At 70.1% G+C, this 26162-nt stretch carries 24 protein-coding genes and 1 other RNA gene; 12 read left to right on the top strand and 13 right to left on the bottom strand.

Annotated features, from left to right (window positions below; genetic code table 11):
- Positions 1-5 precede the first annotated feature (5 nt).
- The 7 genes from ABLE93_RS10605 to ABLE93_RS10575 all read right to left on the bottom strand — a co-directional run bounded on the left by ABLE93_RS10605 (position 6) and on the right by ABLE93_RS10575 (position 6512).
- Entirely contained in the window at positions 6-416 is a 411-nt protein-coding gene (locus ABLE93_RS10605) for a DUF2852 domain-containing protein (RefSeq protein WP_348839751.1), read from the bottom strand.
- 82 nt (positions 417-498) lie between these two features.
- A complete protein-coding gene (locus tag ABLE93_RS10600) occupies positions 499-1131 on the bottom strand; it encodes a TetR/AcrR family transcriptional regulator (RefSeq protein WP_348839750.1) in 633 nt (210 codons plus the stop codon).
- Between the two features lie 48 nt (positions 1132-1179).
- Positions 1180-2208: a Holliday junction branch migration DNA helicase RuvB gene (gene ruvB, locus ABLE93_RS10595; RefSeq protein ID WP_348839749.1), complete on the bottom strand. Its 1029-nt coding sequence runs from the start codon at positions 2206-2208 to the stop codon at positions 1180-1182.
- 278 nt (positions 2209-2486) lie between these two features.
- Positions 2487-3098, bottom strand: a complete 612-nt coding sequence (gene ruvA, locus ABLE93_RS10590) for a Holliday junction branch migration protein RuvA (protein ID WP_348839748.1) — start codon at positions 3096-3098, stop codon at positions 2487-2489.
- Positions 3099-3108: 10 nt separating this feature from the next.
- A complete protein-coding gene (locus ABLE93_RS10585; protein ID WP_348839747.1) occupies positions 3109-3540 on the bottom strand; it encodes an anthrone oxygenase family protein in 432 nt (143 codons plus the stop codon).
- 31 nt (positions 3541-3571) lie between these two features.
- Positions 3572-4081, bottom strand: coding sequence for a crossover junction endodeoxyribonuclease RuvC (gene ruvC, locus ABLE93_RS10580; RefSeq protein WP_348839746.1), 510 nt, complete (start codon positions 4079-4081; stop codon positions 3572-3574).
- A gap of 97 nt (positions 4082-4178) precedes the next feature.
- The gene (locus ABLE93_RS10575) at positions 4179-6512 is read right to left on the bottom strand and encodes a tetratricopeptide repeat protein (protein ID WP_348839745.1); all 2334 of its coding nucleotides are present in this window, start codon (positions 6510-6512) and stop codon (positions 4179-4181) included.
- Positions 6513-6999: 487 nt separating this feature from the next.
- Here ABLE93_RS10575 and ABLE93_RS10570 point away from each other — a divergent pair, with 487 nt between their 5' ends.
- On the top strand, positions 7000-7428 hold the full coding sequence (locus ABLE93_RS10570; RefSeq protein ID WP_348839744.1) for a MerR family transcriptional regulator: 429 nt from the start codon (positions 7000-7002) through the stop codon (positions 7426-7428).
- 65 nt (positions 7429-7493) lie between these two features.
- Here the strand turns inward: ABLE93_RS10570 and ABLE93_RS10565 are convergent, their stop codons facing one another.
- The 6 genes from ABLE93_RS10565 to ABLE93_RS10540 form a co-directional block, all read right to left on the bottom strand.
- Positions 7494-8240, bottom strand: a complete 747-nt coding sequence (locus tag ABLE93_RS10565) for a YebC/PmpR family DNA-binding transcriptional regulator (protein WP_348839743.1) — start codon at positions 8238-8240, stop codon at positions 7494-7496.
- Positions 8241-8388: 148 nt separating this feature from the next.
- Complete coding sequence (locus tag ABLE93_RS10560; protein WP_348839742.1) at positions 8389-9210, bottom strand: TIGR00282 family metallophosphoesterase; 822 nt, start codon at positions 9208-9210, stop codon at positions 8389-8391.
- 33 nt (positions 9211-9243) lie between these two features.
- Positions 9244-9852: a 5-formyltetrahydrofolate cyclo-ligase gene (locus tag ABLE93_RS10555; RefSeq protein WP_348839741.1), complete on the bottom strand. Its 609-nt coding sequence runs from the start codon at positions 9850-9852 to the stop codon at positions 9244-9246.
- 43 nt (positions 9853-9895) lie between these two features.
- A non-coding RNA gene (gene ssrS / locus ABLE93_RS10550) (6S RNA) lies at positions 9896-10050 on the bottom strand.
- 571 nt (positions 10051-10621) lie between these two features.
- On the bottom strand, positions 10622-11005 hold the full coding sequence (locus ABLE93_RS10545; RefSeq protein WP_348839740.1) for a cell division protein ZapA: 384 nt from the start codon (positions 11003-11005) through the stop codon (positions 10622-10624).
- Positions 11006-11010: 5 nt separating this feature from the next.
- Positions 11011-11316: a DUF4164 domain-containing protein gene (locus tag ABLE93_RS10540; protein WP_348839739.1), complete on the bottom strand. Its 306-nt coding sequence runs from the start codon at positions 11314-11316 to the stop codon at positions 11011-11013.
- Between the two features lie 345 nt (positions 11317-11661).
- On the opposite strand from ABLE93_RS10540, the gene tkt reads away from it, so the two are divergent.
- From tkt to murJ, 11 genes are all read left to right on the top strand, one after another.
- Complete coding sequence (gene tkt, locus ABLE93_RS10535; RefSeq protein ID WP_348839738.1) at positions 11662-13653, top strand: transketolase; 1992 nt, start codon at positions 11662-11664, stop codon at positions 13651-13653.
- 106 nt (positions 13654-13759) lie between these two features.
- Positions 13760-14767, top strand: a complete 1008-nt coding sequence (gene gap, locus ABLE93_RS10530; protein WP_348839737.1) for a type I glyceraldehyde-3-phosphate dehydrogenase — start codon at positions 13760-13762, stop codon at positions 14765-14767.
- 21 nt (positions 14768-14788) lie between these two features.
- Positions 14789-15979, top strand: a complete 1191-nt coding sequence (locus ABLE93_RS10525) for a phosphoglycerate kinase (RefSeq protein ID WP_348839736.1) — start codon at positions 14789-14791, stop codon at positions 15977-15979.
- A 164-nt stretch (positions 15980-16143) separates the two neighbouring features.
- Entirely contained in the window at positions 16144-17163 is a 1020-nt protein-coding gene (locus ABLE93_RS10520; protein ID WP_348839735.1) for a class I fructose-bisphosphate aldolase, read from the top strand.
- Between the two features lie 123 nt (positions 17164-17286).
- Positions 17287-17919: a thiamine phosphate synthase gene (locus tag ABLE93_RS10515; protein ID WP_348839734.1), complete on the top strand. Its 633-nt coding sequence runs from the start codon at positions 17287-17289 to the stop codon at positions 17917-17919.
- The gene (locus ABLE93_RS10510) at positions 17916-19085 is read left to right on the top strand and encodes a tetratricopeptide repeat protein (protein ID WP_348839733.1); all 1170 of its coding nucleotides are present in this window, start codon (positions 17916-17918) and stop codon (positions 19083-19085) included. Before ABLE93_RS10515 ends, ABLE93_RS10510 begins: the two co-directional genes overlap by 4 nt.
- A gap of 371 nt (positions 19086-19456) precedes the next feature.
- Positions 19457-19945, top strand: a complete 489-nt coding sequence (pal, locus tag ABLE93_RS10505; RefSeq protein ID WP_348839732.1) for a peptidoglycan-associated lipoprotein Pal — start codon at positions 19457-19459, stop codon at positions 19943-19945.
- A gap of 182 nt (positions 19946-20127) precedes the next feature.
- Positions 20128-21060: a tol-pal system protein YbgF gene (gene ybgF / locus ABLE93_RS10500; RefSeq protein WP_348839731.1), complete on the top strand. Its 933-nt coding sequence runs from the start codon at positions 20128-20130 to the stop codon at positions 21058-21060.
- Between the two features lie 6 nt (positions 21061-21066).
- Complete coding sequence (tilS, locus tag ABLE93_RS10495) at positions 21067-22227, top strand: tRNA lysidine(34) synthetase TilS (RefSeq protein ID WP_510183007.1); 1161 nt, start codon at positions 21067-21069, stop codon at positions 22225-22227.
- Positions 22228-22341: 114 nt separating this feature from the next.
- Positions 22342-24264: an ATP-dependent zinc metalloprotease FtsH gene (ftsH, locus tag ABLE93_RS10490; RefSeq protein ID WP_348839730.1), complete on the top strand. Its 1923-nt coding sequence runs from the start codon at positions 22342-22344 to the stop codon at positions 24262-24264.
- A 164-nt stretch (positions 24265-24428) separates the two neighbouring features.
- On the top strand, positions 24429-25976 hold the full coding sequence (murJ, locus tag ABLE93_RS10485) for a murein biosynthesis integral membrane protein MurJ (RefSeq protein WP_348839729.1): 1548 nt from the start codon (positions 24429-24431) through the stop codon (positions 25974-25976).
- Positions 25977-26162 lie beyond the last annotated feature (186 nt).

Here is a 26162-nt window from a genome sequence, read left to right as displayed (position 1 = left end):
GCCGGTCAGGTGCCGGCAGGAGCCTCCGGCTCGGGCTCGGCGGACCTGCGCCGGCGCTCAGCCATGAACTCGTCGAACTCGGCCTTGTCCTTGGCCTGACGCAGGCGGTCGAGAAAGTCGCGGAATTCCTTCTGCTCCTCCTCGAGGCGCCGCAGGGTATCCTGGCGATATTCGTCAAAGGCGCGGTTGCCGCTGGTGGACTGCGCGCGATTCCAGCAGCCGAATCCATTCTTCATGGCGTCTGCTCCCTGTTCCTGCCAGCGGGAAAAGCCGCGCTTGCCGCAGGCGAAGCGCCCGCTCCCGATGGAGAAGGCGAGGATCGCGAGCCCCAGCGGCCACCAGGCCATGAAGCCCAGAACCGTGAGCGCGATCCACGCCGGTTTACCGTAGCTGTCGAGCTTGTGTGCGAGCTCCATGGCGACTGTCCCGGTTAATGTTAATTACATTCACATAGATATGGCGCCGCCCCTGCTTTGTCAATGGCCGCCCGCGCGCGGCTCAGTCGGATGGGGCGCCGAGACCCTTCAGATAGACAAGGAATGCGGCTTCCAGAAGGTCTTCCGGTGGCATGGGCAGGCGGCGTCGGCCGCCGTCGGCACGGCCAAAGAGCGAGGCGACGCCATGGGCGAGGGACCAGGTGTGCAGCGCCACCATCAGGGCCGGCGGCCGGCCGGGGCCGGGAATGTGGGAGACCAGAACTTCCGCCGCCTCGCGCAGCACGCTGAACGCCCGTTCCCCCGCCTGTTTGAGCGCCTCGTGGGCGTCGGACGAGAGTCCGGATTCGAACATGGCGGCGTATTCGGCGGCGCTGGTGCGGGCAAAGCCGAGATAGGCCCGCCCCACCCGCTCGTAGGCGGCAGCAGGGGTGGGCTTGCCGTTTTGCCAGGCGGCGGTGAGAGCGGCGGACAGGCGCTCAAACCCTGCCGTGGCCACGGCTGCCAGGAGTTCGTCGCGGTCGCGGAAATGCCGGTAGGGCGCGGCCGCGCTCACGCCGGCGCGGCGGGCTGCCTCGGCGAAGGTCACGCCAGCGATGCCCTTCTCGGCGATGAGGTCGAGCGTCGCCTGCATCAGGGCCTCGCGGAGGTTGCCGTGATGGTAGGAGCGCGTCTCGCCGTTTCGGGTCCAGCTCATGTCAATGTGCTTTACATGCCGCGGGCGGTTCCGTCGACTGGTACGGGATCACTCTCCATCGTCGAACAGAGGCAGCGACCGCGCGGCCGTGGGCTCGGGCAGGCCGAGATGGCGGAAGGCGGCAGCTGTCAAAAGCCGACCCCGCGGCGTGCGCTGGATGAAGCCCTGCTGCACCAGGAAGGGCTCCACGATCTCCTCGATGGCGTCGCGCGGCTCCGAGAGGGCCGCCGCCAGCGTGTCCACCCCCACCGGACCGCCGCCGTAGAACTCGGCGATCACCGTGAGGTAGCGCCGGTCCATGGCGTCGAGACCGGCCGCGTCCACCTCCAGCGCCAGCAAGGCGCGGTCGGCGATCCGGCGATCGATGCGGTCGGCCTCGGCGACGAGGGCGAAGTCGCGCACCCGCCGCAGCAGCCGGCCGGCGATGCGGGGCGTGCCGCGGGCGCGGCGGGCAATCTCGGTGGCGCCGTCGGGGGCGATGGCGATGTCGAGCACGCGCGCCCCGCGCACGACGATCTTCTCCAACTCCTCCACCGTGTAGAACTGGAGGCGCACGGGAATGCCGAAGCGGTCGCGCAGCGGCGTGGTAAGGAGGCCGGAGCGTGTCGTGGCGCCCACAAGCGTGAACTTCGGCAGCGAGATCTTCACCGAGCGCGCCGCCGGGCCCTCGCCGATGACGAGGTCCAACTCGTAATCCTCCATGGCCGGATAGAGGATTTCCTCCACCGCGGGGGACAGCCGGTGGATCTCGTCGATGAAGAGCACGTCGCGCTCTTCCAGATTGGTGAGGATGGCCGCGAGGTCGCCGGCCTTGGCGATCACCGGGCCGGAGGTTGAGCGGAAGCCCACCCCCATCTCCCGCGCCATGATCTGGGCCAAGGTGGTCTTGCCAAGTCCGGGCGGGCCGACGAAGAGCACATGGTCCAGCGCCTCGCCACGGGCGCGGGCCGCCTTGATGAACACCTCCAGATTGGCGCGCGCCTGCGCCTGCCCCACGAACTCCGCAAGGAGCTGGGGCCGAAGCGTGGTGTCGACGTCCTCGCTGCGCTTCTCGCCCGAGAGGAGGCGGGTGGACATGAGGCGGCCTTGCTCCCGGAAAACTGCGAATCCCGCGCGGACGATAGCGCGCTTGCGCCGAATGCGGCATCGCCGACTTTAAAGCGCGCCGCCCCGGTACGGAAGGGGAACGCCGGTGATCCCCGCCGCCAACCGGCCGGGGCAGGCCGGGCCCTCTCGGGCGGTATCATCAAGGTTGAGCCGGGCCTGCCGACGCGCACCGGGGGGGCGGCCAGGAAGGCCAGGCGCGATCCCGCGCAGTTTTACAAACCGCAAAAGCGCCGGCCCATCCCCGACGGCTACTTCGCCAGTTCCTTCAGGCCGAGGCGGATCAGCTTCTCGGTAGGAGCGTCGGCACCCGCGCCGCGCAAGGCGGCAGCCACGGCCGCGTTGGCCTGCGGCGCGCCGTAGCCGAGATTGACCAGCGCCGAAACCGCATCCGCCGCCGCGCCGCCCTTGGCGGGGGGTGCCCCCGCCACCTGCGCCGCCAGCGGCTCGGAGGCCGAGAAGCCGGGCATCTTGTCCTTCAGTTCCGTGATGATGCGGGTGGCCACGCGCGGGCCGACGCCCGGCGCCCGCGCCACCATCGCCTTGTCTCCGAGGGCGATGGCCTGCGTCAACTCCTGCGCGCTCAGGGTGGAAAGCACGGCGAGAGCGGTCTTGGTGCCGATGCCCTGCACGCCCTGGAGCAGGCGAAACCAGTCGCGCTCGGCGGCGGAGGAAAAGCCGAACAGGCGGATCTGGTCCTCTCGCACGTAGGTCTCGATGAACAGGGCGGCCGCTTCCCCGGCCCCGGGCAGAGCGGAGAGCGTGCGTCCCGAGCAGTGGACGAGATAGCCGACGCCGTGAACGTCGAGGATCACGTGATCCTCGTTCACCTCGTCCACCGTGCCTTTCAGCTTTCCGATCATGTCCGGTCTTTCACGCCGCCGCGGCCCAGAGGAAAACGAGTGTGGAAAGGGCGCCGAGGCCGGTGCGCACCATGTGCAGCTGACCCCAATTGGCGATAAGCCGCCTTGTGGACGGCCCGGCCTCCGCCTGTGGGGTGGCCATCAAGGTGCGATTGGTGGGCATGATGCCGATGAGGGTATAGGGCCAGTTGGCGAGCATCATCACTGCGCCGGCGAGCCAGTGCCAATCGCGGTTGCCGGCAAAGGCGATGGCTCCGAGCAGGGCGCCCACGATCGCCAGCGTGCCCTGCATGACGATGCCCCGGCCATAGGATGTCTTCCATTGCTCAAGCGCTGCGTCGTCGCGCAGCGCGAGCCGGGCCGGCTGCTCCACCGCATTGATGTAGAAAGCCGCGCCGGTGAAGACGGCGGACGTCACAAGCGCCAGATGCCCCACGATCATCGCCCGCTCCCCCGCGGCAGTCCGGCGAATTCTACAGCGCGGCGCGGGCGCGCGCAGCCGCCCCGCGATGGTGCGCGTGGGTGACGGCGATCGCGAGCGCGTCGGCGGCGTCGTCCGTCTGCGGCGCCGACTTGGGCAGGAGGATGCCGATCATCATGCGCACCTGGCTCTTTTCCGCCCGGCCGGCGCCCACCACGCTCTTTTTCACCAGCAGCGCGGCGTATTCCGCCACGTCCAGCCCCATCAGCGCCGGTGCCAGCATCACAACCCCGCGCGCCTGCCCGAGCTTGAGGGTGGAGGCGGGGTTCATGTTGACGAAGGTTTCCTCCACCGCCGCCTCATGGGGGGTGTAGCGGGTCAGCACGTCCATCAGCCCCGCATGCAGGGCGGCGAGGCGCGCGCCCATTGGGGCGGTCTCGGGGGGCAGGATGGTGCCGCAGGCGACATAGGTCAGGCGCGAGCCGACGGCGTCGATGACCCCCCAGCCGGTGCGGCGGAGACCGGGATCAAGGCCAAGGATGCGAATCGCGTGCGGGTCCATCAGCGGAAGGTGCGCCAGGCGGCCGGCCAAGGAAAGCCGTCGGGCGGGCGTGGGCCCGCCGGCAGCGCCGGGCGGCGCACCCTTGTCCCTGCGAGGCTCACCGGCCGGGGGCAGCGGCGCTCGCCACCTGTGTCGGAGCGGTGGCGGCGGCGCCCGCGGTGCTGGCGGCCTCCTGCCATTCGGGCCTTACCTCCACCGTATTGGCCACGGCCACGGGCGTTCCGGCGACGAAGCTGGCTGAGGCCTGCTGCGCCCGCATGAGGGTGGCGGCATCGGCGTCGCGGCTGAGCATGTCGCGTTTGCGACCGCTGTCCTGGTCACCCTGGGCGGCGGCGAGGTTGAGCCACTTCCAGGCCTCGGCGAGGTCGGCCTTCACTCCAAGGCCGCGGGCATAGATGACGCCCAGATTGTATTGGCTGTCGCGGTGGCCAAGCTCGGCCGCGGCGCGGAACCACTTCATGGCGCCGGCCCAGTCGGGCTTGCCGGAAAGCCCCGGCAGGCTGCCTTCGGACAGCAGCATGGCAAGGGCGTGCATGGCACGCACGTTGCCCTGCTCGGCGGCCCAGGTGTAAAGGCGCCGCGCCTCGGACATGTCCTTGCCGGCGGATTCATAAAGCGCGCCGAGGCGCAGGGCCGCCGGAGCCGAGCCTCGCTGTACCGCGTAGGAGAGCCATTTCACCGCAGCGTCGAGATCGACCTCGGTGCCGCGGCCCTCCGCATAGCGGCTCGCCACCAGGAAGGCGGCGGCGGGATCGCCGTTGGAAGCGGCGGCCTGCAAGGCAGGCGAGCCCAACGGGGCCGGCAGCTCGGCGGGAGAAACCCCGGCGATGGCCGGCGCGGCCAGGCGCCGCAGGGTGGCCGTCATGCCGGCAGTGATCTCGGGGCCGTTGCGCCATGCGAGATCCAGCGCAAGGCCGGTGAACAAAGTGGCGGCACCGGCCACCAGAGCGACCATGGCGGTCTGGCGCTTCCGGCCGAAGAGGCTGGCGAACAGGCTCGCCCCCGGGCGATTGACGCGCGGCTTGCGCGGCGCCTTTGTCGGCGGCTCGGCGTGCTGGCGGTTATCCGTAGTGGGCGCCTCGGTGAGGGCCCAGTGGACGGCGCGTCCGGGGCGGGGCCAGGGCGCCTGGGCGGCGGCCCGCAGCAGGCTTTCCAGCGCGTCGGGCTCCAGCGCGGGCTGCGGCCCGGGATGACGCGCCTCAGGCTCGGGCTCGGGCGCCGGCTCGGACGGGGTGAAGGCGTCCGGGGCGGGGGCGCGGGGGGCATAGGTGCCGTCGCCATCGCGGTCGAGGGCCACGGCGATGTCGTTCAGCTCCTGCTCCACGTCGCCGGCATAGAGCTCACCGGCGCGCCGCTCGATCTCGTTCTGCCGCGCCTCTAGCGCCGCGAGGCCGCGCTTCAGGCCCACCACGGCAGCACCTTCGGGATCGGAAGAGACCTTGGTCGCCACCGCGGCCGCGGCTTCGGCAGCGACGGTTCGGGTCGCCTCGCGCACATGGCGCATCTCGTCGGCCAGCCGGTTGAGGCCAGCCTCGATGTCGTCCAGGCGTCCAAGGCGGGTCTGGGTGTCGCGGAACTGCTCGGTCAGCACGGACAGATGATGGTCCATGACGCCGGCGAGGGGGGCGACCGCCGCGCGGCCCGCTTCCTCGGCCGCCGCGATGCGGGCGGCGAGGGCGCCGAACCGCTGGGCCATCTCGGCGCCGGCGGCGGGGGAAAGCGTGGCGAGCTGGGCTGTCATATGGCTCGACATTTGGTCGAGCCGGCGGTGCATGCCGTCCATGGCGCCCAGAAGCCGCCGGCTGAGATCCTCCGCAGCACGGGCGTCTCCGGCCCTGGCCCGGGCCTCGGTTTCGGCGACCCGGCGCAGCAGCGTGTCGGCGTTGCGCTCGAAGGCGCTGGCGGCTTCAGCCAGATGATGCGCCGTCTCCTCGCCCACGCGGGCGACGTCCTCGGCGCAAGAGGCGAGGCGGGCCGAGAGCTTCTGCAGCATCTCCATGCTCTGCGGCGATGCGGACGCGCGCAGAACGAGATTGTGCATCTCGTCGATCTGGCCCTGCAGGCGGGCGACTTCCACCGGATCGACGGCACGCGCGCTCATCAAGTCGATCTTGCGGGCGAGGGCCTCGAGGCCCGCTTCCAGAGCCACGAAGCGGTCGGACTTGCCGAGATGGGCGAGTCCAGCACGAATCTCGGCGAGCTCCGCGACGACGACGTCGTCCCGGCCATTCGAAGCCGCGCCGGCCTCCCGAATGTCGTCCACCCGGCGGCACAGCAGCGTGATGGCGCGGTCCATCTCCACGACCGCGCGCTTGGGCGCGGCATTGGCGAGCCGCTCACGCAGTGCGCCGATCTCGCCGCGCAGGGATTCGAGGGTCGATGCGGGTACGTCAAGGACGTCCCACGCCGGCACGTCTTCGGACTCAGCCAACATAAAGGCTTCAAGTCCCGACGGGTGCTTCCGGGCCGTGCGTTCCATCCGGTCCATTCCGGCCTCCCCGGGAAAAGGTGGGCGCCGGTGGGTGCCCAAATACCGTAGCCCGATGTGGTGATTCACTGAACAGAGAGTTTCCGATCTTGGTAAATCCCCGGTTAATACCGCCGCGGTCACGCCTCGCCGCGGCCCTCGGTTGGACTGCTTCGGTTCGATCGACGCCGGCGAAGCGGGAAATCACGTGCCACCTGGGCGCGGACAATGCTCCGGCTCATCTTGGGCGTGACAATGCAAGTGTCTGAAAGATAACGCGCGTAACTGTTACTTTCCCCTACGGTAGCCCGCAAAGCCTCCCAAACCCAGTGATGCGAGGTTAGGCATGGGTTGCGCAGCGGCATCCGGTGCCGCCGGTCATCGACCGATTGCAACCACTGAGCCGTTCTGCGGCGCCTTGCGCGGCAGACGTGCCATGAGGGATATCAGAATGGACGCGACCATCTTCGAGCCGTCGATCGAGTCTTCGGCCCGTCAGCCCATCGTGGCTGCCCCAGAGGCCCTGCGCGACGGCGCCGTCTTCACCATCGGCGATCTGTCCCGCGAGTTCGGGATCACGCTTCGCGCCCTGCGCTTCTATGAGGACAAGGGCCTGATCGCCCCGCGCCGCGACGGCATGACCCGCCTCTATTCCGAAGCCGACCGCAAGCGCCTCGCCGTGATTCTCAAGGGCAAGCACCTCGGCTTCACCCTCTCAGAGATCCGCGCTCTGGTGGCCGCCCATGAGGGCGAGGGGGCGGGCCTGTCCCTGTCGCGCGACCGCTGCCTCGCCCAGATCGCCCAGCTGGAGCGCCAGCGTGTCGAGATCGACACCGCCCTCGACGAGCTGAAGGCCATTGCCACCGCGCTCGCCGCCTGAGGTTTACCCCGGCGACGTTGACCCGGGAGGCGCCCGCCTCCCGGCCATCCCCGATGCCCGATAGCTCAGGCACTCATCTTGGCGAGCAGGGCGTCCGAAAGTTCGAAATTGGCGGTGACGTTCTGCACGTCGTCATTGTCCTCCAGCGTCTCCACGAGGCGCAGGAGCTTCTCGCCAGTTTCGTCGTCCACCGCGATGGTATTCTGCGGCCGCCATACCAGGGCCGCCTTCCGCGGATCGCCGAACTTGGCTTCCAGCGCGCGCTGTACCTCGGCGAGGCTGTCGGCGGCGCAGACCACTTCATGGCCGTGCTCGGACGAGCTGACATCCTCTGCGCCCGCCTCGATGGCGGCTTCCATCATGGTGTCGGCGTCGGTCTTGGCGGCGTCGTACTCGATCACCCCCACCCGGTCGAACATGAAGGACACCGCGCCGGTCTCGGCGAGGTTGCCGCCCGATTTGGTGAAATAGGACCGCACTTCGGAGGCGGTGCGATTGCGGTTGTCGGTGAGCGCCTCGACGATGACGGCGACGCCGCCCGGGCCGTAGCCCTCGTAGCGGATCTCATCGTAATTCTCGCCATCGGCGCCGGCCGCCTTCTTGATGGCGCGCTCGATATTGTCCTTCGGCATGTTCTCGGCCCGCGCGGCGAGAATGGCCGCGCGCAGACGGGCGTTCATGGCGGGGTCCGGCAGGCCCATCTTGGCCGACACGGTGATTTCGCGCGCCAGCTTGGAGAACAGCTTGGAGCGCATGGCGTCCTGCCGTCCCTTGCGGTGCATGATGTTCTTGAATTGCGAATGCCCGGCCATGGCCGCCACCATTCCTTGAAGCTCGGCCCCGCGCCCGCTGCCGCGGGCCGCCCGGACCGATTATTGTTGCCTGATGCCGGCCTTATAGGTCGTCGGGCGGCCAAAGAGCAAGGAAGCGGGTGCAGCATGGACCCGCTTCCGGCCGGCGCTATTCCCAGAATGCCGGCCGCGCCGGCTCCAGTCCCGCCCCGAGCCGCACCGCCGCCACCTTCACCGCGAGGCCGGTGCGGTCGTCCGTCTCGACCGCGACGCCGGAGAGCGCGGCCGGGCCCGACGCCGGTTCGAAGCGGCCTGAGGCAAGCTTGCGGGTGAAGCGGCGCAGCGGCTCGTCCTTGTCCATGCCGATCACCCCGTCATAGGCGCCGCACATGCCCGCGTCGGTCATGTAGGCGGTGCCGCCGGCGAGGATGCGGTGGTCGGCCGTGGGTACGTGGGTGTGGGTACCGACCACGAGGGAGGCGCGGCCGTCGCAATGGTGGCCGATGGCCTGCTTCTCGCTGGTGGTCTCTGCGTGGACGTCCACGATCACCGCATCCACCATTTCCCCAAGCGTCGCCCCGTCGAGCGCCCGGTCGAGCGCGGCGAACGGATCGTCGAGGGGGTCCATGAACACCCGGCCCATCACGTTGAGCACCAGCACCCGCGCGCCGTTCTTCGCCTCGACCAGCACCGCGCCGCGGCCGGGGGTGCCGGGGGGATAGTTGATGGGCCGCACCAAAGCGGGCGCGCGCTCGATGAAGACGAGGGCCTCGCGCTGGTCGAAGGCATGGTTGCCGAGGGTGACGGCGTCAGCGCCGGCGGCCCTGAGGTCTTCGTAGATCGCCTCGGTGATGCCGAAGCCGCCGGCGGCGTTCTCGCCGTTGATGATCACCAGATCCAGCGACCATTGGGTGACGAGGCCCGGAAGAAGGGAAACGACGCATTCGCGGCCGGGCCGGCCCACCACGTCACCAAGAAACAGGATGCGCATTGAGACTTCCGAGACAACACCGGCCCCTCCGGCTCAAGGCGAAGGGGCCACCAGGACAGCTTCTGTCTCCGTTACCATCATGTCCACCGGCTCGTCATGGGGCGCGACGGGTACGGCCTCCACTTCCTGGCAGGCGAAAGCGAAGCCGAGCGCCACGACCCGACCCCTTGCGCGCAGGCCGGCAAGGGTGCGGTCATAGAAGCCGGCACCATAGCCGATGCGGTAGCCACGACGGTCGAAGGCGGCGAGTGGCACCAGCACCGCCTCGGGTACCACCTCCGGCGCGATCTCCGGCGGCTCGGAAATGCGGAAGGCGCCGGCGGGGACGAGACTGTCGTCCGCGCGCCAGCGGCGGAAGATCAGGGGCCGGTCGCGGCCGAGGATCACCGGAAGGGCAAGCTCGGCCCCTGCGGCGCGCAACAGCTCGGCCAGGGGGAGGGTATCGATCTCGTCGCGGAATGGGACGAACAGCGCGACGGTTCGGCCCGCGACAGGGCCAACCGCGTGATCGAGGGCGGTCACGGCATTGGCGGCGGCGGCGCGGGAGGCAAGGCGGCGGGCATCCTCGCCCATGGCCGCCCGGCGCCCGAGGGCAAGCGCCCGCAGGCGCTTCTTGTCGGTGGCGAGAGTCGCGTCGGCCATCGAGGGATCATGCCCATCGGGCGTTCGGCGAGGAGGGAAAGCGTGCGGAGCCACAGTAGCCGTTGGAGGTCGATCCCGGGAACCTACAACGTAGGTGGGCGCCGTGTGTCCAGGCCCAGGGGCGAGGTCAGGGACAGCTCCCTTAAGGATCGATAAGGCCCCGGGGAATATGTCTCCTGACGTACTCCGCAGCCCCGCCTTCCCAATGTAGGGATGAACCGCCTCGAGCGCCAGCCCTTTGGCGGGAGGTGTGCGGGGGGCGTAGTCGGGAGGTCCGCGGTGTTTCCAGGCGGCGCGGCCCGCCACGCCGTCGCCCTCCGGCTTGACCGGAGGGCGCATCTTTCCGCCGATGCTATGTCGAAGGGTGTTCCTGGCGGCGCCATGGGTCGTCCGGCCAAGCCGGAGGATGACGGCGGGGGGCGGAGGGAGAACCGCCCAGCGTCAGCCCTTTGGCGAGAGGGAGAGCGTGCGCTCGGGGTGGGTGGTCCAGGCGGCGCGAAAACGCCCGCCACGCCGTCGCCCTCCGGCTTGACCGGAGGGCCCATCTTTCCGCCGGTGCCATGTCGAACGGTGTTCCCGGCGGCGCCATGGATCCTCCGGTCAAGCCGGAGGATGATGGGGTTAGGCCGGGAGGACCGTGCTGAGAGCTGCATCGCGGGAAGACGGAAGGCCATCGGCCACGTGGAGAGGCGCACCGGTGAAGAAGGAAAGAGGAACGCCTGGCCGGATTCGGGCGAGCCAACCCGGCCCCAACGCTCAAAAACTTTCCTCAGCCCATGCCGATGGAGCCGCGTTCCTTGGGGGCGAGTTCGGCCACGAGGCGCTCGATGCGCTCGGCGACGGCGTCGATGGTGCGCGCCACTTCCTCTTCGCTGGCCTCGATGCGGGCCATGGCGGAGGCGCGGGCGTCGCGCTGGCTCTCGATATCGCTCTCCAGCGCCCGGATGCGGTTGCGGGCCTCGGCCAGCTCGTCGGCGATGGTGATGGCGGTCATCACCACCAGGCGCTGGTCCCCGATCTCGCCGAAGGCGCCGCGCAGCTGGGTGATGCGGCTGTCGATGTCGTGGGCGAGCCGGATGAGGTGGTCTTCCTGCCCCTCGTCGCAGGCCATCCGGTATTGGCGCCCCGCGATGGTGACGGAGACATGCGGCATCGCGATCAGCCGCCGTGGGTCGCGAGCACGTCGCGGATGGTGACCATGGCCACGTCCAGCCGGCGGATGATCTCGCGGCCCGCCTCCTCCACCTCGCCGGCCTCCGCCTGGGCCATGTCCAGCTCGGCGGCAAGGCGTGCCCGGTCGTTGCCGAGGGCGTGGAGCTGAGCGAGCAGGGCTTCCTGGTGGCGGTCCGCCTCGCGGCGCCGGTCGATGGCGTCGGTGAGCGCGTCGAGGGCCGCGTGGAGGCGCCGGGTCGCCGCCTCGATGGGGGCGTCCTGCAGCGGCGGGCGTTGCTTCAGCGCATACATTGCGAAAGTCTAGCCGAGTCGGGCGGCAATACGCCACTCGTTCCACAGCCCCCACCATGACGGCAGCCGCTTCCGCAGGCAACCCGCGGCCCGGCAAGGCGCGGCCGGGTGCATTCGGGCGCTCCAGACCGCGCCGCGACGATGCAACGCGCCCGCTCAGCGCCCCCGCGCCTTGACGCCGGGGGATGCCGCAGGTTTGACAGCCGGACGGGCCTTGATACAAGGCGGCCACCACTGGCCGGAGGAATGCCGAGGCCCGGAGCGACCGGGCGCGGGTCCGTCACGGCCCGACGCTGCCTCTGGCCCGCCGGCACGCAACGAAGCCGGCGCGGGAGAAACTGGAATATGTCGAGCCGCACGAGCCACGACCGCTTGGCCAATGCCATCCGGTTCCTCGCGATGGATGCCGTGGAGGCCGCCAACAGCGGTCATCCGGGCCTGCCCATGGGGGCGGCGGACATCGCGACCGTGCTGTTCACCAAGGTTCTGAAGTTCGACCCGTCCCGTCCGTTCTGGCCCGACCGCGACCGTTTCGTGCTCTCCGCCGGCCACGGCTCCATGCTGCTCTATTCGGTGATGCACCTCACCGGATATGAGAAGGTGACCATCGACGAGATCAAGCGCTTCCGCCAGCTCGGCTCGCTCACCCCTGGCCACCCCGAGAATTTCGTCACCGAAGGCATCGAGACCACCACCGGTCCGCTCGGGCAGGGCATCTCCACCGCCGTCGGCATGGCCATGGCGGAGCGCGCCCTCGCCAGCCGCTTCGGCGCGGACGTGGTAGATCATCACACCTTCGTGCTTGCCTCCGACGGCGACCTCATGGAGGGCGTGAGCCAGGAGGCGGCGGATCTCGCCGGCCACCTGAAGCTCAACAAGCTCATCGTGATGTGGGACGACAACCACATCTCCATCGACGGCCCCACCTCCATCTCCGGCTCCACCGACCAGCTGGCGCGTTTCGCCGCGTCGGGCTGGGCGACGACGCGCATCGACGGGCACGATCCCGAGGCCATTCTCGCCGCGCTCGAGGCCGCCAAGAGCTCGGATCGTCCGACGCTGATCGCGTGCCGCACCACCATCGGCTTCGGTTCGCCGAAGAAGGCTGGGTCCGAGAAGGCCCACGGCTCGCCCCTGGGCGCCGAGGAGATCGCCGCCACCCGCGCTGCGCTGGGCTGGGAGGCTCCGGCCTTCGTGGTGCCCGAGGACGTACTCTCCGGCTGGCGCGCCGCCGCCGCTGCGGGCCGTGCGGCCCGCGAGGCCTGGGAAGCGCGGCTCGCGGCCCAGCCCGCCGAGGCCCGCGCCGAATTCGAGCGCCGCGTCGCCGGCACCTTGCCGGAGGCTCTGGAGGGCGCCATCGTCGCCGCCAAGGCGAAGGCCGTGCAGGACGGCGGCGCCGTCGCCACCCGCAAGTCGTCCGAGATGGTGCTGGATTTCATCACCCCGGTGGCGCCCGAGATGATAGGCGGCTCGGCCGATCTCACCGGCTCCAACAACACCAAGGCCAAGGGCGCGAAGTCCATCACGCCGGACGACTTCTCCGGCAGCTTCGTGCATTACGGCGTGCGCGAGCACGGCATGGCGGCGGCGCTCAACGGCATGGCGCTGCACAAGGGGCTGATCCCTTTCTCCGGCGGCTTCATGGTGTTCTCGGACTATTGCCGCCCCGCCATCCGCCTCGCGGCGCTCATGGGCGAGCGGGTGATCCATGTGCTCACCCACGATTCCATCGGCCTCGGCGAGGACGGACCCACCCACCAGCCGGTGGAGCACCTCGCCGCCCTGCGCGCCATTCCCAACCTGCTCGTGATGCGCCCCGCCGACACGGTGGAGACGGCCGAGTGCTGGCAGATCGCGCTGCAGTCCGAGGGCCGCCCCTCGGCGCTGATCCTGTCGCGCCAGAACCTGCCCATCCTGCGCACCGATGCCACCCCGCAGAACCGCTCGGCGGAAGGCGCCTACGAGATCCTCGCCGCCTCCGGCCCGGTGCAGGCGAGCCTGTTCGCCACCGGCTCTGAGGTCTCGACCGCGGTGGAAGCCGCGATGATACTGGAGACGCAAGGGGTCCCGACCCGCGTCGTCTCCATCCCCTCGTTCGAACTGTTCCTCGAAAGGCCCGCCGCAGAGCGGGCCAAGGTGATCGGGGACGCTCCGGCCAAGGTTGCGGTTGAAGCCGCGATCCGCATGGGGTGGGACGCCATCGTCGGTTCGGATGCCGCCTTCGTGGGAATGACCTCGTTCGGCGCCAGCGCGCCGGGAAAGGACCTTTACGCCCATTTCGGCATTACTGCCCAGGCGGTCGCGGCGCGCGCGCTCGACCAGCTTCGGCAGGCGTGAGCAGCGGCGCTCGGCGGGCGCGAGAGGACCGCGCGGCGGAAGAGCCGCGGGCGCGGATCGCAATTCAGGGAGGCCGGGCTTCAAGCCGGCTCATGGAGGACCCATTATGAGCGTCAAGGTGGCCATCAACGGTTTCGGTCGCATCGGTCGCAATGTGCTGCGCGCCATCATCGAATCGGGCCGCACCGACATCGAGGTGGTGGCGATCAACGACCTCGGCCCGGTGGAGACGAACGCCCACCTCTTCCGCTTCGACAGCGTGCACGGCCGCTTCCCCGGCGAGGTCAAGGTCGCCGGAGATACCATCGACGTGGGCCGCGGCCCCATCAAGGTCACCGCCGTGCGCAACCCGGCCGAGCTGCCCCACAAGGAGCTGGGCGTGGACATCGCGCTGGAATGCACCGGCATCTTCACCTCGCGTGACAAGGCTGCGGCGCACCTCACCGCCGGCGCCAAGCGCGTGCTGGTCTCCGCACCGGCCGACGGCGCGGACCTCACGGTGGTCTACGGCGTGAACCACGAGAAGCTCACCAATGAGCATCTGGTGGTCTCCAACGCCTCCTGCACCACCAACTGCCTCGCCCCGGTGGCCAAGGTCCTCAACGATGCTGTCGGCATCGAGAAGGGCTTCATGACCACCATCCACTCCTACACCGGCGACCAGCCGACGCTGGATACCATGCACAAGGACCTTTACCGCGCCCGCGCGGCGGCCATGTCCATGATCCCGACCTCCACCGGCGCCGCCAAGGCGGTGGGCCTCGTGCTCCCCGAGCTCAACGGCAAGCTGGACGGAACGTCCATCCGCGTGCCCACGCCGAACGTTTCGGTGATCGACCTGAAGTTCGTCGCCAAGCGCCCGACCACCAAGGAAGAGATCAACGAGGCGATCATCGCCGCGGCGGCGCAGCAGCTGAAGGGCATCCTCGGCTTCACCGACCAGCCCAACGTCTCCATCGACTTCAACCACAACCCCAACAGCTCCACCTTCCACCTCGACCAGACCAAGGTGATGGACGGAACGCTGGTGCGGGTGCTGTCGTGGTACGACAACGAGTGGGGCTTTTCGAACCGCATGGCCGACACTGCCGTCGCCATGGGCAAGTTGAGCTGACCGGGTAGAGGGGGCGCCATCATGATCGCCTTCCGCACCCTCGACGACGCCGATCTCGCCGACAAGCGGGTCCTCGTCCGCGTCGACCTCAACGTTCCCATGGAGAGCGGGCGCGTCACCGACGACACCCGCCTCAAGGCCATCCTGCCCACCATCCGCACCATCACGGACAAGGGCGGCAAGGCCGTTCTCCTCTCTCATTTCGGGCGGCCCAAGGGCCGCGACGAGAGCCAGTCGCTGGCGCCCCTCGCCAAGGCGCTGGAGGCTCAGCTCGGGCGCACCGTGGCGTTCGCCGCCGACTGCGTCGGCGATGCCGCCGAGGACGCCGTCGCCCGCCTCGCCGCCGGCGAGGTGATCGTGCTCGAGAACACCCGCTTCCATGCCGGCGAGGAAAAGAACGCGCCGGACTTCGTCGATGCCCTCGCAAGCCTCGGCGACATCTACGTCAACGACGCCTTCTCCACCGCCCATCGAGCCCACGCCTCCACCGAGGGCCTCGCCCACAAGCTGCCGGCCTATGCCGGCCGCTCCATGGAAGGCGAGATCGAGGCGCTGACCCGCGCCCTCGAAGCGCCCGCCCGTCCCGTGCTGGCGGTGGTGGGCGGCTCCAAGGTCTCCACCAAGCTCGAGCTGCTCGGCAATCTCGTGCGGAAGGTGGACATCCTGGTGATCGGCGGCGGCATGGCCAACACCTTCCTTGCCGCCCAGGGCAAGGCGGTGGGCAAGTCGCTGTGCGAGCACGACCTCGCCGACACCGCCCGGGACATCCTGAAGAAGGCCGAGGCGGCCGGATGCGAGATCGTCCTGCCGGTGGACGCGGTGCTCGCCACCGAGTTCAAGGCCAATGCCCCGCACCGCGTCGCCTCGGTCGACGACGTGGGCGCGGCCGAGATGATGCTGGATGCGGGTCCGGAGACGGTCGCCCTCGTCGAACGCAAGATCGAGGCGGCGAAGACGGTGGTGTGGAACGGGCCATTCGGCGCGTTCGAGATGGCGCCGTTCGATGCCGCGACGGTGGCGGTGGCCCGCTTCGTGGGCAAGCTGACCCGAGAGGGGCGCGTGCTGTCGGTCGCCGGGGGCGGCGACACCGTGGCCGCGCTCAACCACGCGGGCGCGGCGGGAGATTTCTCCTACGTCTCCACGGCGGGCGGCGCCTTCCTCGAATGGCTCGAAGGCAAGGCCCTGCCGGGCGTCGAGGCCCTGCGACGGTAAGGGAATGAGCATGCGGGCGCGGCGTGCTGCGCTGCGCCGCATGATATAGTGAGGCTAGCCCCGCGCCCGCCCGGTCCGCCGCGGCGGGCGCGCTTTCGATCCGGCCGGGGTGCCACGCCCCGGCTATCACTCCCGCCGAGGGCGGCAAAAAGGCAGGTGAAGGCATGACGGCTGAGCTCGACGCGATCGCGCAGAAAATGGTGGCCGACGGCAAAGGCATCCTGGCGGCAGACGAGAGCAGCGGCACCATCAAGAAGCGGTTCGACGCCATCGGCGTCGAATCCACCGAGGAGAACCGCCGCGACTATCGCGAGCTGCTGTTCCGTTCGGAGGGCATGCAGAAGTACATCTCCGGCGTCATCCTCTATGACGAGACCATCCGCCAGAAGGCGGCGGACGGCACACCCCTCGTCTCGCTCATCGAGAAGGCCGGCGCCATTCCCGGCATCAAGGTGGACGCGGGCGCCAAGCCCATGCCCCTGTGCCCCGGCGAAACCATCACCGAGGGCCTCGACGGCCTCGCCGGCCGCCTCAAGGACTACTACGACCTCGGCGCCCGCTTCGCGAAGTGGCGCGCGGTGATCGACATCGGCGCCGGCATCCCCTCCTATCCGGCGGTGCGGGCCAACGCCCACGCCCTCGCGCGCTATGCGGCGCTGTGCCAGGAGGCGAAGATCGTCCCCATCGTGGAGCCGGAAGTGCTGATGGACGGCGACCACGACATCGACACCTGCTACCGGGTGACCGAGTGGGTGCTGAAGACCACCTTCGAGGAGCTGTATTACCAGCGCATCCGCCACGAGGGCATGGTGCTGAAGCCCAACATGGTGGTTCCGGGCAAGAAGTCGCCCAAGCAGGCCTCCGTGGAAGAGGTGGCGGAAAAGACCGTGCGCCTGCTGAAGACCTGCGTGCCGTCCGCCGTTCCGGGCATCGCCTTCCTTTCGGGTGGCCAGTCGGACGAGGAGGCCACCGCCCATCTCGACGCCATGGTGAAGCTCGGCGGCCTGCCGTGGAAGCTCACCTATTCCTACGGCCGCGCCCTCCAGGCGGCGCCGCAGAAGGCGTGGTCGGGCAAGACGGAGAACGTGGCCAAGGCCCAGGCCGCCTTCACCCACCGCGCGCAGATGAATTCGCTCGCGGCCCTCGGCCAGTGGTCGGCCGACGAAGAGCGCAAGGCCGCCTGAGGCGCGCCTGCCGCAGCAGTCGAGACGAGGGCCGGCTTGCGCCGGCCCTTTTCTTATGGTCTGCCGGCACCCTCCCGGGCACCACGCCCCCAATTTGCCGATTTCTTGGCGGACCGATCAGTCATGGCCCAGACCCAGCCGCCTGCCGGCGCCCGCCTCATGCTCGTGCTCACTGTGACCCCGGCTCTCGATGCCCGGAGCGTTGAGGCCGCGGTGCGCGCCGGCGACGTCGCCTGCCTGGTGCTGCGCCTTCCCGAGGGGTCGGGCGCCCGCCCCGACGCCGCGCATCTTCGGGAAATCGCGGAGGCGGCGCAGCGGCGTGAGGCGGCGGTTCTGCTGGCCGGTCCCGAGGGCCTTGTGGCCTCCGCAGCCCTCGACGGGGTCCACGTCGCCGATGGGCGGGGGCTTGAGGCGGTGCTGCGCCTGCTGAAGCCCGCCTCCATCGTGGGGGCCGGAGGCCTCGCCACCCGCCACGATGCCATGGTGGCCGGAGAGAGCGGCGCGGACTACGTGTTCTTCGGCGCGCTGGCGCCCGACGCGGGGGACTTCCCGCGCGTGCTGGATCTCGTGAGCTGGTGGTCCGATCTGTTCGAGGTGCCCTGCGTAGGGATCGCGACCTCCCTCGACGAAGTCGGCGCCCTCGCGCAGGCCGGCGCGGATTTCGTCGCGCTGGCCGAGAGCCTGCTCGCAGGCAATCCGGCGGCCGCCGTTGCAGCGGCGCAGGCGCGGATCGTCTCGCCCGAAGGCAGCCGATGACGCGCGGTCCCGTCGGTTTCTCCGCCCTCATGCGGCTTTTCGCCGGCGGCTGCCTGCTCGTGCTCGCTTTGTCGCCCGCCGCCGCTCAGACGCAGCCTGCACCACAGCCCACGCCCAGGCCGGCACCCCCCGCCCCAAAACCGGATGCAAAGCCCGCCGCCGGTGCGAAACCTGCTCCCGCCAAGCCTGCTCCCGCCAAGCCGGCGCCCGGCAAGCCCGACGCCAAGCCCGGCGCAGGCCCGAACGCGGCGGGCGGGCGGCCGCTCGGTCCCGCGCCCATGCCCCTGCTCGGCGCGCAGATCGCCTATCCCAGCCTCGATACGCCGGGGGGCAGCGGCGATCTTGCCTATGGCGCCTACCAGCGTGGCTACTATCTGACCGCCTATAACGAGGCGCTGAAGCGCGCCCGCAACAACGATGCCGCCGCCATGACCCTGCTCGGCGAGCTCTATTCCGGCGGCTACGGCGTTCCCCTCGATGTGGGCAAGGCCTTGGAGTGGTACAGAAAGGGAGCGGCGGGAGGTTCCGCGGGCGCGCTCTTCGCCCTCGGCAACCTTACGCTGGCGGGGCGCACGGGGCCGGTGGACGAGCTGGCTGCGGCGAAGCTTTTCCGCGAGGCAGCGGAGAAAGGCAGCGGGGCGGCGGCCTACAATCTCGGCCTGCTCTATCTCCAGGGCCGCAAGCTGCCGAAGGATCCCGCGGAGGCCGCGCGCTGGTTCGAGATGGCCGCCGCGCAGGATGTGGAAGACGCGCAATATGCCCTCGGCGTGCTGCTGAAGGAGGGCAACGGCGTGGAGCGCGATGTTGCCGCCGCGGCCCGGATGATCGGCTCGGCCGCGCGGCTCGGCCACAACACGGCGCAGGTGGAATTCGCCATCATGCAGTTCAATGGCTCCGGTGTGCCGAAAGACGAGGCAGCCGCCGCCGCCATGTTCCGCAAGGCTGCTCTGGGCGGCAATGCCATCGCCCAGAATCGCTATGCGCGCCTGCTCGCCACCGGGCGGGGCGTGCCGGTGGACCGCGAGCAGGCCGCCGCCTGGCATCTCCTGGCCAAGAAGCGCGGGCTCGGCGACCCCATGCTCGACGACGTGGTGGCCAAGCTGCCGGAGGCCGAGCGCAAGAAAGCTGAAGCCCAGGCCGCCCGCTGGGAAGCCGGCCGAGCCTGAGCTTGCGGGCGAGTGTGACCCTTTTACAACGCGGGCCCGCCGCCGCGCGCTGCCCCGAACCCTGCACCTGCTCGCCATGATGACGCCACGACGCGGCATCAGTGAAGACCGTGCCGATGGGGCGGGCGCTGCCGGCCCCGAGGCCCTCTAAAGCGAACACTTGCCCCTCGCGGGCGGCCGCCGCCGGAGCTGCTCCGGCGCACGCCCCCAAGGACGATAACGGGTTGGAAACCATGGCGCGCGGGATTTGCCCCTGCCGCCGGGTTTTGGGCCTCTCCATGCAGCCGGTCGGCTGTGCGCGGAACGTTCGCTTAACCGGACGGCTGATAGACCGGAGCCTCCGGTTGAGCGTTAAGAAGGGAGTTACCGGAATGCGTTTCGTCAACCTTGCTCGCGGCTTCCGGTTCGCGGCCCTGTTCGGCTTTGCGCTCGCGCTCGCCGCCTGCGCCAACCAGCCGAACCCCAATGCCGCCGGCGGCGCGGGTGGCCCCCCCGGCTCGCCGCAGGAATTCGTGGTGGCGGTGGGCGATCGCGTGTTCTTCGAGAGCGACCAGACCGACCTCACGCCCCAGGCCCGCGCGACCCTGGACCGCCAGGCCCAGTGGCTGCAGCAGTACAACCGCTACACCTTCACCATCGAAGGTCATGCGGACGAGCGCGGCACCCGCGAATACAACATCGCCCTCGGCGCCAAGCGCGCCCAGAGCGTGCGCGACTATCTATCCGCCCGCGGCATCGACCCGGCGCGGATGCGCACCATCTCCTACGGCAAGGAACGCCCGGTGGCGGTGTGCAACGACATCTCGTGCTGGTCGCAGAACCGCCGCGCGGTGACCGTGCTGAACGCCGGCGGCGCCTGATCCCCGGTCTTTCAACGGCGAAAAGGGCCGGCGTCCAAGCGGCGTCGGCCCTTTCGTATTCAAGCCATCCGGTGTGGCGACAAACCTTTGGCGAGTCACACTTTGGACGCGATCCGCAGGGTAAAGTCGAGGCCTCGCGGAGCATGCTCCCGGCCTCCACTTTGAGCCACAAGCCACACGTCATGAAGATGCGCCTGCCCCTGGTCGGTGTCCTGGCCCTTTCGCTGAGCATCGCCGCGCTTCCGGCCGCGGCGCAGACCGACGGCGGGCTGTTCGGCAACCTTTTCAAGCCGCCCCAGGCCGCGCAGCAGGACGGCGCGCGGGAGGACACCGAGCTCGTGGCGCGCATGGAGCGGCTCGAATCGACTTTGCGTCAGCTCACCGGGCAGGTGGAGCAGCTGCAGTACCGCAATCAGCAGCTGGAGGCGCAGATGCGCCGGCTGGAAGAGGCCGGCGGCGTGCGCCCGCCCGTGGCTCCCCCGGCCGCGGGGCCTGCTGCGGCGCCGGCGGCCCTGCCGTCTGGCCGTCCGGCCACGGTGCCCGCGGCGCCCGTGCGCCGCTCCGATGCTTTCGATCCCAACATGGACCCGAGCGCCCCCGGCGCCCCCCAGCCCCTCGGCTCGCCAGCCTCGGCGGCACCGTCGCGGGTGGTCGAGGTCACGCCCGCAGGGCGGGCTCCAGTCCCCGGGGCGCAGGTGGCGGCTTTGCCCGGCGCAGGCGGCGGCGTCGCCAGCTCGCCCCGTGACCTTTACGAGGCGGGCCAGGCCCAGCTGCAGCGCCAGGATCTGGCCGGCGCCGAGCAGACCTTCCGCCAGATCATCCAGACAGCGCCGGGCGACCGCATCATCCCCGACGCCACCTTCATGCTCGGCGAGAGCCTGTTCCTGCGCCAGAACTACGGCGACGCCGCCGCTTCCTTCCTCGAGGTCTCCACCAAATATCCCTCCTCGACCCGCGCGCCCGAGGCGCTGCTGCGGCTGGGCCAGTCCCTCGCCGGGCTGGGCGAAAAGGAGACCGCCTGCGCCACGCTGCAGGAAGTGGACAAGAAATATCCCCGCACCGCCTCGTCCATCCGGCAGGCCGTGGAGCGCGAGCAGAAGCGCATCGGGTGCTGACCGGCGATGGCACGCGGCCGTGACACGGGTGGGACGGCGACATCGCGCGGCAGTGCCGGCCCTGCTCAAACCTCCTCCCAAACCCATTCCGCCGCTGCGGACCTTAACCCGATCCTCGACGGCGAGCTTGATGCGCTCTTTGCTCCGTTCACGCGCCAGCCGCGGATCCTCGTGGCCGTATCGGGCGGCCCGGATTCGTCTGCTCTGCTCTTTCTCGCCGCCCGCTGGCGGGCGCGTCGGAGCGAAGGGCCGGAGCTGTTCGCGGCCACCGTCGACCACGGCCTGAGGCCCGAGTCGGGCATGGAAGCGACGGCAGTGGCGGCGCTGGCGGCGCAGCTCGGCATTCCCCACGCCGTCCTCCTCTGGACCGGCCGCAAGCCCGAGCGGGGAATTCAGGAGGCGGCGCGCGAGGCACGCTACGCGCTGCTCGGGGCGCAGGCGCGGAGCCTCGGTGCGCCGGCCCTGGCGCTGGCCCACACGCTCGACGATCAAGCGGAAACGGTGCTGTTCCGCATGGCCCGCGGCTCTGGCCTGTCCGGGTTGCGCGGCATGCAGGCCGAGCGCGCGCGCGAGGGTCTCACGCTCTTGCGCCCGCTGCTCGATGTGCCGAAATCGCGCCTGGTTGCGACCCTGGAGGCCGCCGGCATCGCCTATGCGCGCGATCCGTCCAATCTCGACACCCGTTTCGCCAGGCCGCGCCTTCGCGCCATGGCACCGGGTCTGACGCGGGAGGGGCTGGATGCGCGCCGCCTCGCCCGTCTCGCCACCCGTCTCGCCCGCGCCGACGCGGCGCTGGAGGCGGCAACCGACACGGCGGCGGGTGACCTGAGCCTTGGGACGAGAGGCACGGTGACACTGGATCTCCCGGGCTTCGCGGCGCTCCCCGACGAGATCGCCCTGCGCCTTCTCGGACGTGTCATCGGCGCGGTTGGAACAGAAGGACCGGTGGAGCTCGCCAAGCTCGAGGCCTTCCTGGAGGTATTGAGGGCCGCCATGGCGCCGCCGGCTGCTCCCTTTCGCCGCACCCTTGCTGGTGCCGTGGTGAGCCTTGCGGGTTTCCAACTGCACGTATCGCCCGCGCCGCCCCGCGGTATGGGCGGGCGGATCGCGTCGAATTCAAGCGACAAGAAGGCCGCCATCCTTGGCAAGTGGGGACCTCGCTCCTAGATTAGGCAGCGGACGGTGCGGGAGGTCCCCCCGGCGGCACTTCGGTGCGGAGGTATCCCTTCCGTATGGTGAGGCGTCGATCGGACTGGCCCTGTCTGTCCCCACGAGGGTTCAATGAACGCCAATCTACGCAATTTCGCCCTTTGGGTGATCATCGTCCTGCTGCTGCTGGCCCTGTTCTCGCTGTTCAACAGCCCGGGCCAGCGCACCAATGCGAACGAGATCTCCTTCTCGCAGCTCCTCAACGACGTGGACGCCGGCAAGGTGCGCGAGGTCGTGATCGAGGGGCCGAACATCACCGGCACCTATTCCGACCGCTCGGGCACGTTCCAGACCTACGCGCCGAACGATCCCTCCCTCGTGCAGCGGCTGTACGGCAAGGGCGTGCAGATCACTGCTCGCGCGCCGTCGGACAACGTGCCGTGGTTCGTGAGCCTTCTTGTGTCGTGGCTGCCGTTCCTGGCGCTGATCGGCGTGTGGATCTTCCTGTCGCGCCAGATGCAGGGCGCCGGCGGCAAGGCCATGGGCTTCGGCAAGAGCCGCGCCAAGCTCCTCACTGAGGCGCACGGCCGCGTGACCTTCGACGACGTGGCCGGCATCGACGAGGCCAAGAGCGACCTGACCGAGATCGTGGACTTCCTGCGCGACCCGCAGAAGTTCCAGCGCCTCGGTGGGCGCATCCCGCGCGGCGTGCTGCTGGTTGGCCCGCCCGGCACCGGCAAGACGCTGCTCGCCCGCGCCATCGCGGGTGAGGCCAACGTGCCGTTCTTCACCATCTCGGGCTCCGACTTCGTCGAGATGTTCGTGGGCGTCGGCGCGAGCCGCGTGCGCGACATGTTCGAGCAGGCGAAGAAGAATGCGCCGTGCATCATCTTCATCGACGAGATCGACGCGGTGGGCCGCCACCGCGGCGCCGGTCTCGGCGGCGGTAACGACGAGCGCGAGCAGACCCTGAACCAGCTGCTTGTGGAGATGGACGGCTTCGAGGCGAACGAGGGCATCATCCTCATCGCCGCCACCAACCGTCCCGACGTGCTCGACCCCGCGCTGCTGCGTCCCGGCCGTTTCGACCGTCAGGTCATCGTGCCGAACCCGGACGTGGTGGGCCGCGAGCAGATCCTGAAGGTTCACGCCCGCAAGATTCCGGTCGCGCCGGATGTGAATCTCAAGACCATCGCCCGCGGCACACCCGGCTTCTCCGGCGCGGACCTCGCCAACCTCTGCAACGAGGCGGCTCTCATGGCGGCCCGGCGCGGAAAGCGCATGGTCACCATGGCCGAGTTCGAGGACGCCAAGGACAAGGTGATGATGGGCGCGGAACGCCGCTCGCTCGTCATGACCGAGGAAGAGAAGATGCTGACCGCCTACCACGAAGGCGGGCATGCCATCGTCGCCCTCAACGTCCCGGCCACCGACCCGGTGCACAAGGCCACCATCATCCCGCGCGGTCGTGCTCTGGGCATGGTCATGCAGCTCCCCGAGCGGGACAAGCTGAGCATGTCCTACGAGCAGATGACCTCGCGCCTTGCCATCATGATGGGCGGGCGCGTGGCCGAGGAACTGGTGTTCGGCCACGACAAGGTGACCTCCGGCGCCGCGTCCGACATCGAGCAGGCGACCCGCCTCGCCAAGATGATGGTGACGCGCTGGGGCTTCTCGGACCTGCTGGGCCAGGTGGCCTATGGCGAGAACCAGGATGAGGTCTTCCTGGGGATGTCCATGCAGCGGCACCAGAACATCTCCGAATCCACCGCCCAGACCATCGACAAGGAGGTCCGGCGGCTGGTGGACGAGGGCTATGCCGAGGCGAAGCGCATCCTCACCGAGAAGTACGAGGGCCTGGAAACGCTGGCCCGCGGACTTCTGGAATACGAGACGCTCTCGGGCGACGAGATCGTGGATCTCCTCAACGGCAAGACGCCGAACCGGGAGAGCGTGATCGAGCCGACCAATCCGCGCGGCTCGGCCATTCCCACGACAAAGCGCCCGCGTCCCGGCGGCGCCGGCGGCTCCATCGAGCCCCAGCCCCAGGCCTGACGGCAGGACGAAGCGAAAGCGAAAACGCCCGCGCGAGCGGGCGTTTTCTTTTTGCAGCGCCTGCTGAGGCTTTCCGCAACCTCGCGCCCGACGGGCTGTGCCTTGCGCGCGTCACGCATCCGCCCATCGACAGGGCGGCCGGGGCAAGGCATAGGGCTCGGCTTATGTCGCTTCTCCGGCGCACCTCCATCGTCTCGGCGGCGACGCTCGCGTCCCGCGTGCTCGGCTTCGTGCGCGACGCGGCCACCGCAGCCGTCCTGGGTGCGGGACCGGTGGCGGACGCGCTGGTGGCCGCGCTCGCCTTGCCGCTGCTGGCCCGCCGGCTGCTGGCGGAAGGCGCCTTCAACCTCGCCTTCATCCCGGCGCTCTCCCGCGCTGAATCCGCCGAGGCGGAGAGTGCGACTGCGGGCGGGCCGCGCCGGCTGGCGGCCGCAACCCTGGTGCTACTTGCCGGCCTCCTCTTCGCCTTCGCTCTCGTGGCGGCGCTCGCCATGCCGCAGCTCATCGCTCTCCTTGCCCCGGGCTTCGAGCCCGGCGGCCAACGGGCGGACGTCGCGATCCTGTGCGGACGCGTGGCAGTGCTCTATCTCCCCCTCGCGGGCCTTGCCGCGATCTACGGCGGCGTCGCCAATGCTGCCCACCGGGTGCTGCTGCCGGCGCTGGCGCCGGTGGCGGCCAACCTCACCGTGCTGGCGGTGATCGCAGCCCTCGTCGCCGACGGCCTCATGGAGAGCGATGCGGCCGCCTTTGCCATTGCCGCGGCCACCCTCGCGGCGGGCTGCGCCCAACTCGCCTTGATGCTGGCCGCCGCGCGCGGCTGCCCGGACCGGCCCGCCTTCGCGTCCCTGGCCCGCAGCGGGGCCGGGGTGATGCGGCCGGCGCTCGGGGTGCTTCGGGCGGCCGCGCCGGCGCTGCTGTTCGCCGGCCTCAGCCAATTCCGCCTCATCATCGTCGCCGCTGCGGTCTCGGCCAGCCCCGGCGCGGTGGCGGCGCTCAATTATGCCCAGCGCCTCATGGACTTGCCCCTCGGCCTCGTCGGCGCCAGCGCCGGTGCCGTGCTGGTGCCCGCTTTGCTCCGGCGCAGCGGGCAGGGGGAGGCGGCCGAGGAAGCGGGACGCGCCGTGCTGGCCGCCCTCGCTTTCGCCCTGCCGGCTGCGGCGGGACTGGCGGTGCTCGCCGACCCCATCGTGGTGATGCTGTTCCAGCGCGGCAGCTTCGATGCCGACGATGCGGCCCTCACCGCCGGGCTGCTGGCGGTTCTGGCCCTGTCCCTGCCCGCGCAGGGGCTGGAGCGCGTGCTGTCCGCTGCGGCGTCGACGGCGGGGCTGGTGAAGGCCGCCGAGCGGGTCGCCCTCGGCTCCCTGCTGCTGTGCCTCGCCGCCGCGCTGGTTGTCGCCCCCGCCTTCGGGCCGCGTGCGGCGGCGGGTGCGGTGGCAGCATCGTCCCTGTGCTCGGTGCTTGCCCTCGGCGCCGTGCTGGTGCGCCATGACGCGCTGCGCTTCACGCCCGCGATGCTGCTGTCCGGCACCGGCCTCCTCGGCGCGAGCGTGCTCATGGGCGCCTGCGTCGCGGCTCTGGCGCAGGCTTGGCCCGCCGGGGAGGGGTGGACGGGCATCGTCCGCCTCGCCAGCCTCGTCGCGACGGGAATGGTGCTTTACGGAGCGGCGGCCCTTGCGGTGAAGGCGCTGGCGGGACGGGGCGCAGCCGGCTGACGCCGCAGCGGCGTCCCCTTGCGCCGCATTCCTCGCGGTGGCATGACGCGGCGCATCGTCTTTGCCCCGCCTGGCCCGCCTTGGCCGCGGGGCGCACTCCTTGCGGCGCATGTCGTTCGCCGGGCGCCCGCCCGGAGCCGGCGTGCATCGCAGGGTCCCATCGGGCGGCGCGCCGCCCATCAGGAG

Source organism: Xanthobacter pollutisoli (genome assembly GCF_040044995.1).
In the GTDB taxonomy this organism is placed as follows: Bacteria; Pseudomonadota; Alphaproteobacteria; order Rhizobiales; family Xanthobacteraceae; genus Xanthobacter.
Note: the sequence above shows the minus strand (reverse complement) of the source record. Positions and strands in the feature narration are given on the sequence as shown.

Bases quoted from the DNA above. Each gene is read 5' to 3' on its own strand.
- ABLE93_RS10605 (WP_348839751.1), bottom strand. From the start codon at position 416: ATGGAGCTCGCACACAAGCTCGACAGCTACGGTAAACCGGCGTGGATC.
- ABLE93_RS10600 (WP_348839750.1), bottom strand. From the start codon at position 1,131: ATGAGCTGGACCCGAAACGGCGAGACGCGCTCCTACCATCACGGCAAC.
- ruvB (WP_348839749.1), bottom strand. From the start codon at position 2,208: ATGTCCACCCGCCTCCTCTCGGGCGAGAAGCGCAGCGAGGACGTCGAC.
- ruvA (WP_348839748.1), bottom strand. From the start codon at position 3,098: ATGATCGGAAAGCTGAAAGGCACGGTGGACGAGGTGAACGAGGATCAC.
- ABLE93_RS10585 (WP_348839747.1), bottom strand. From the start codon at position 3,540: ATGATCGTGGGGCATCTGGCGCTTGTGACGTCCGCCGTCTTCACCGGC.
- ruvC (WP_348839746.1), bottom strand. From the start codon at position 4,081: ATGGACCCGCACGCGATTCGCATCCTTGGCCTTGATCCCGGTCTCCGC.
- ABLE93_RS10570 (WP_348839744.1), top strand. From the start codon at position 7,000: ATGGACGCGACCATCTTCGAGCCGTCGATCGAGTCTTCGGCCCGTCAG.
- ABLE93_RS10565 (WP_348839743.1), bottom strand. From the start codon at position 8,240: ATGGCCGGGCATTCGCAATTCAAGAACATCATGCACCGCAAGGGACGG.
- ABLE93_RS10560 (WP_348839742.1), bottom strand. From the start codon at position 9,210: ATGCGCATCCTGTTTCTTGGTGACGTGGTGGGCCGGCCCGGCCGCGAA.
- ABLE93_RS10555 (WP_348839741.1), bottom strand. From the start codon at position 9,852: ATGGCCGACGCGACTCTCGCCACCGACAAGAAGCGCCTGCGGGCGCTT.
- ABLE93_RS10545 (WP_348839740.1), bottom strand. From the start codon at position 11,005: ATGCCGCATGTCTCCGTCACCATCGCGGGGCGCCAATACCGGATGGCC.
- ABLE93_RS10540 (WP_348839739.1), bottom strand. From the start codon at position 11,316: ATGTATGCGCTGAAGCAACGCCCGCCGCTGCAGGACGCCCCCATCGAG.
- tkt (WP_348839738.1), top strand. From the start codon at position 11,662: ATGTCGAGCCGCACGAGCCACGACCGCTTGGCCAATGCCATCCGGTTC.
- gap (WP_348839737.1), top strand. From the start codon at position 13,760: ATGAGCGTCAAGGTGGCCATCAACGGTTTCGGTCGCATCGGTCGCAAT.
- ABLE93_RS10525 (WP_348839736.1), top strand. From the start codon at position 14,789: ATGATCGCCTTCCGCACCCTCGACGACGCCGATCTCGCCGACAAGCGG.
- ABLE93_RS10520 (WP_348839735.1), top strand. From the start codon at position 16,144: ATGACGGCTGAGCTCGACGCGATCGCGCAGAAAATGGTGGCCGACGGC.
- ABLE93_RS10515 (WP_348839734.1), top strand. From the start codon at position 17,287: ATGGCCCAGACCCAGCCGCCTGCCGGCGCCCGCCTCATGCTCGTGCTC.
- ABLE93_RS10510 (WP_348839733.1), top strand. From the start codon at position 17,916: ATGACGCGCGGTCCCGTCGGTTTCTCCGCCCTCATGCGGCTTTTCGCC.
- pal (WP_348839732.1), top strand. From the start codon at position 19,457: ATGCGTTTCGTCAACCTTGCTCGCGGCTTCCGGTTCGCGGCCCTGTTC.
- ybgF (WP_348839731.1), top strand. From the start codon at position 20,128: ATGAAGATGCGCCTGCCCCTGGTCGGTGTCCTGGCCCTTTCGCTGAGC.
- tilS (WP_510183007.1), top strand. From the start codon at position 21,067: ATGGCACGCGGCCGTGACACGGGTGGGACGGCGACATCGCGCGGCAGT.
- ftsH (WP_348839730.1), top strand. From the start codon at position 22,342: ATGAACGCCAATCTACGCAATTTCGCCCTTTGGGTGATCATCGTCCTG.
- murJ (WP_348839729.1), top strand. From the start codon at position 24,429: ATGTCGCTTCTCCGGCGCACCTCCATCGTCTCGGCGGCGACGCTCGCG.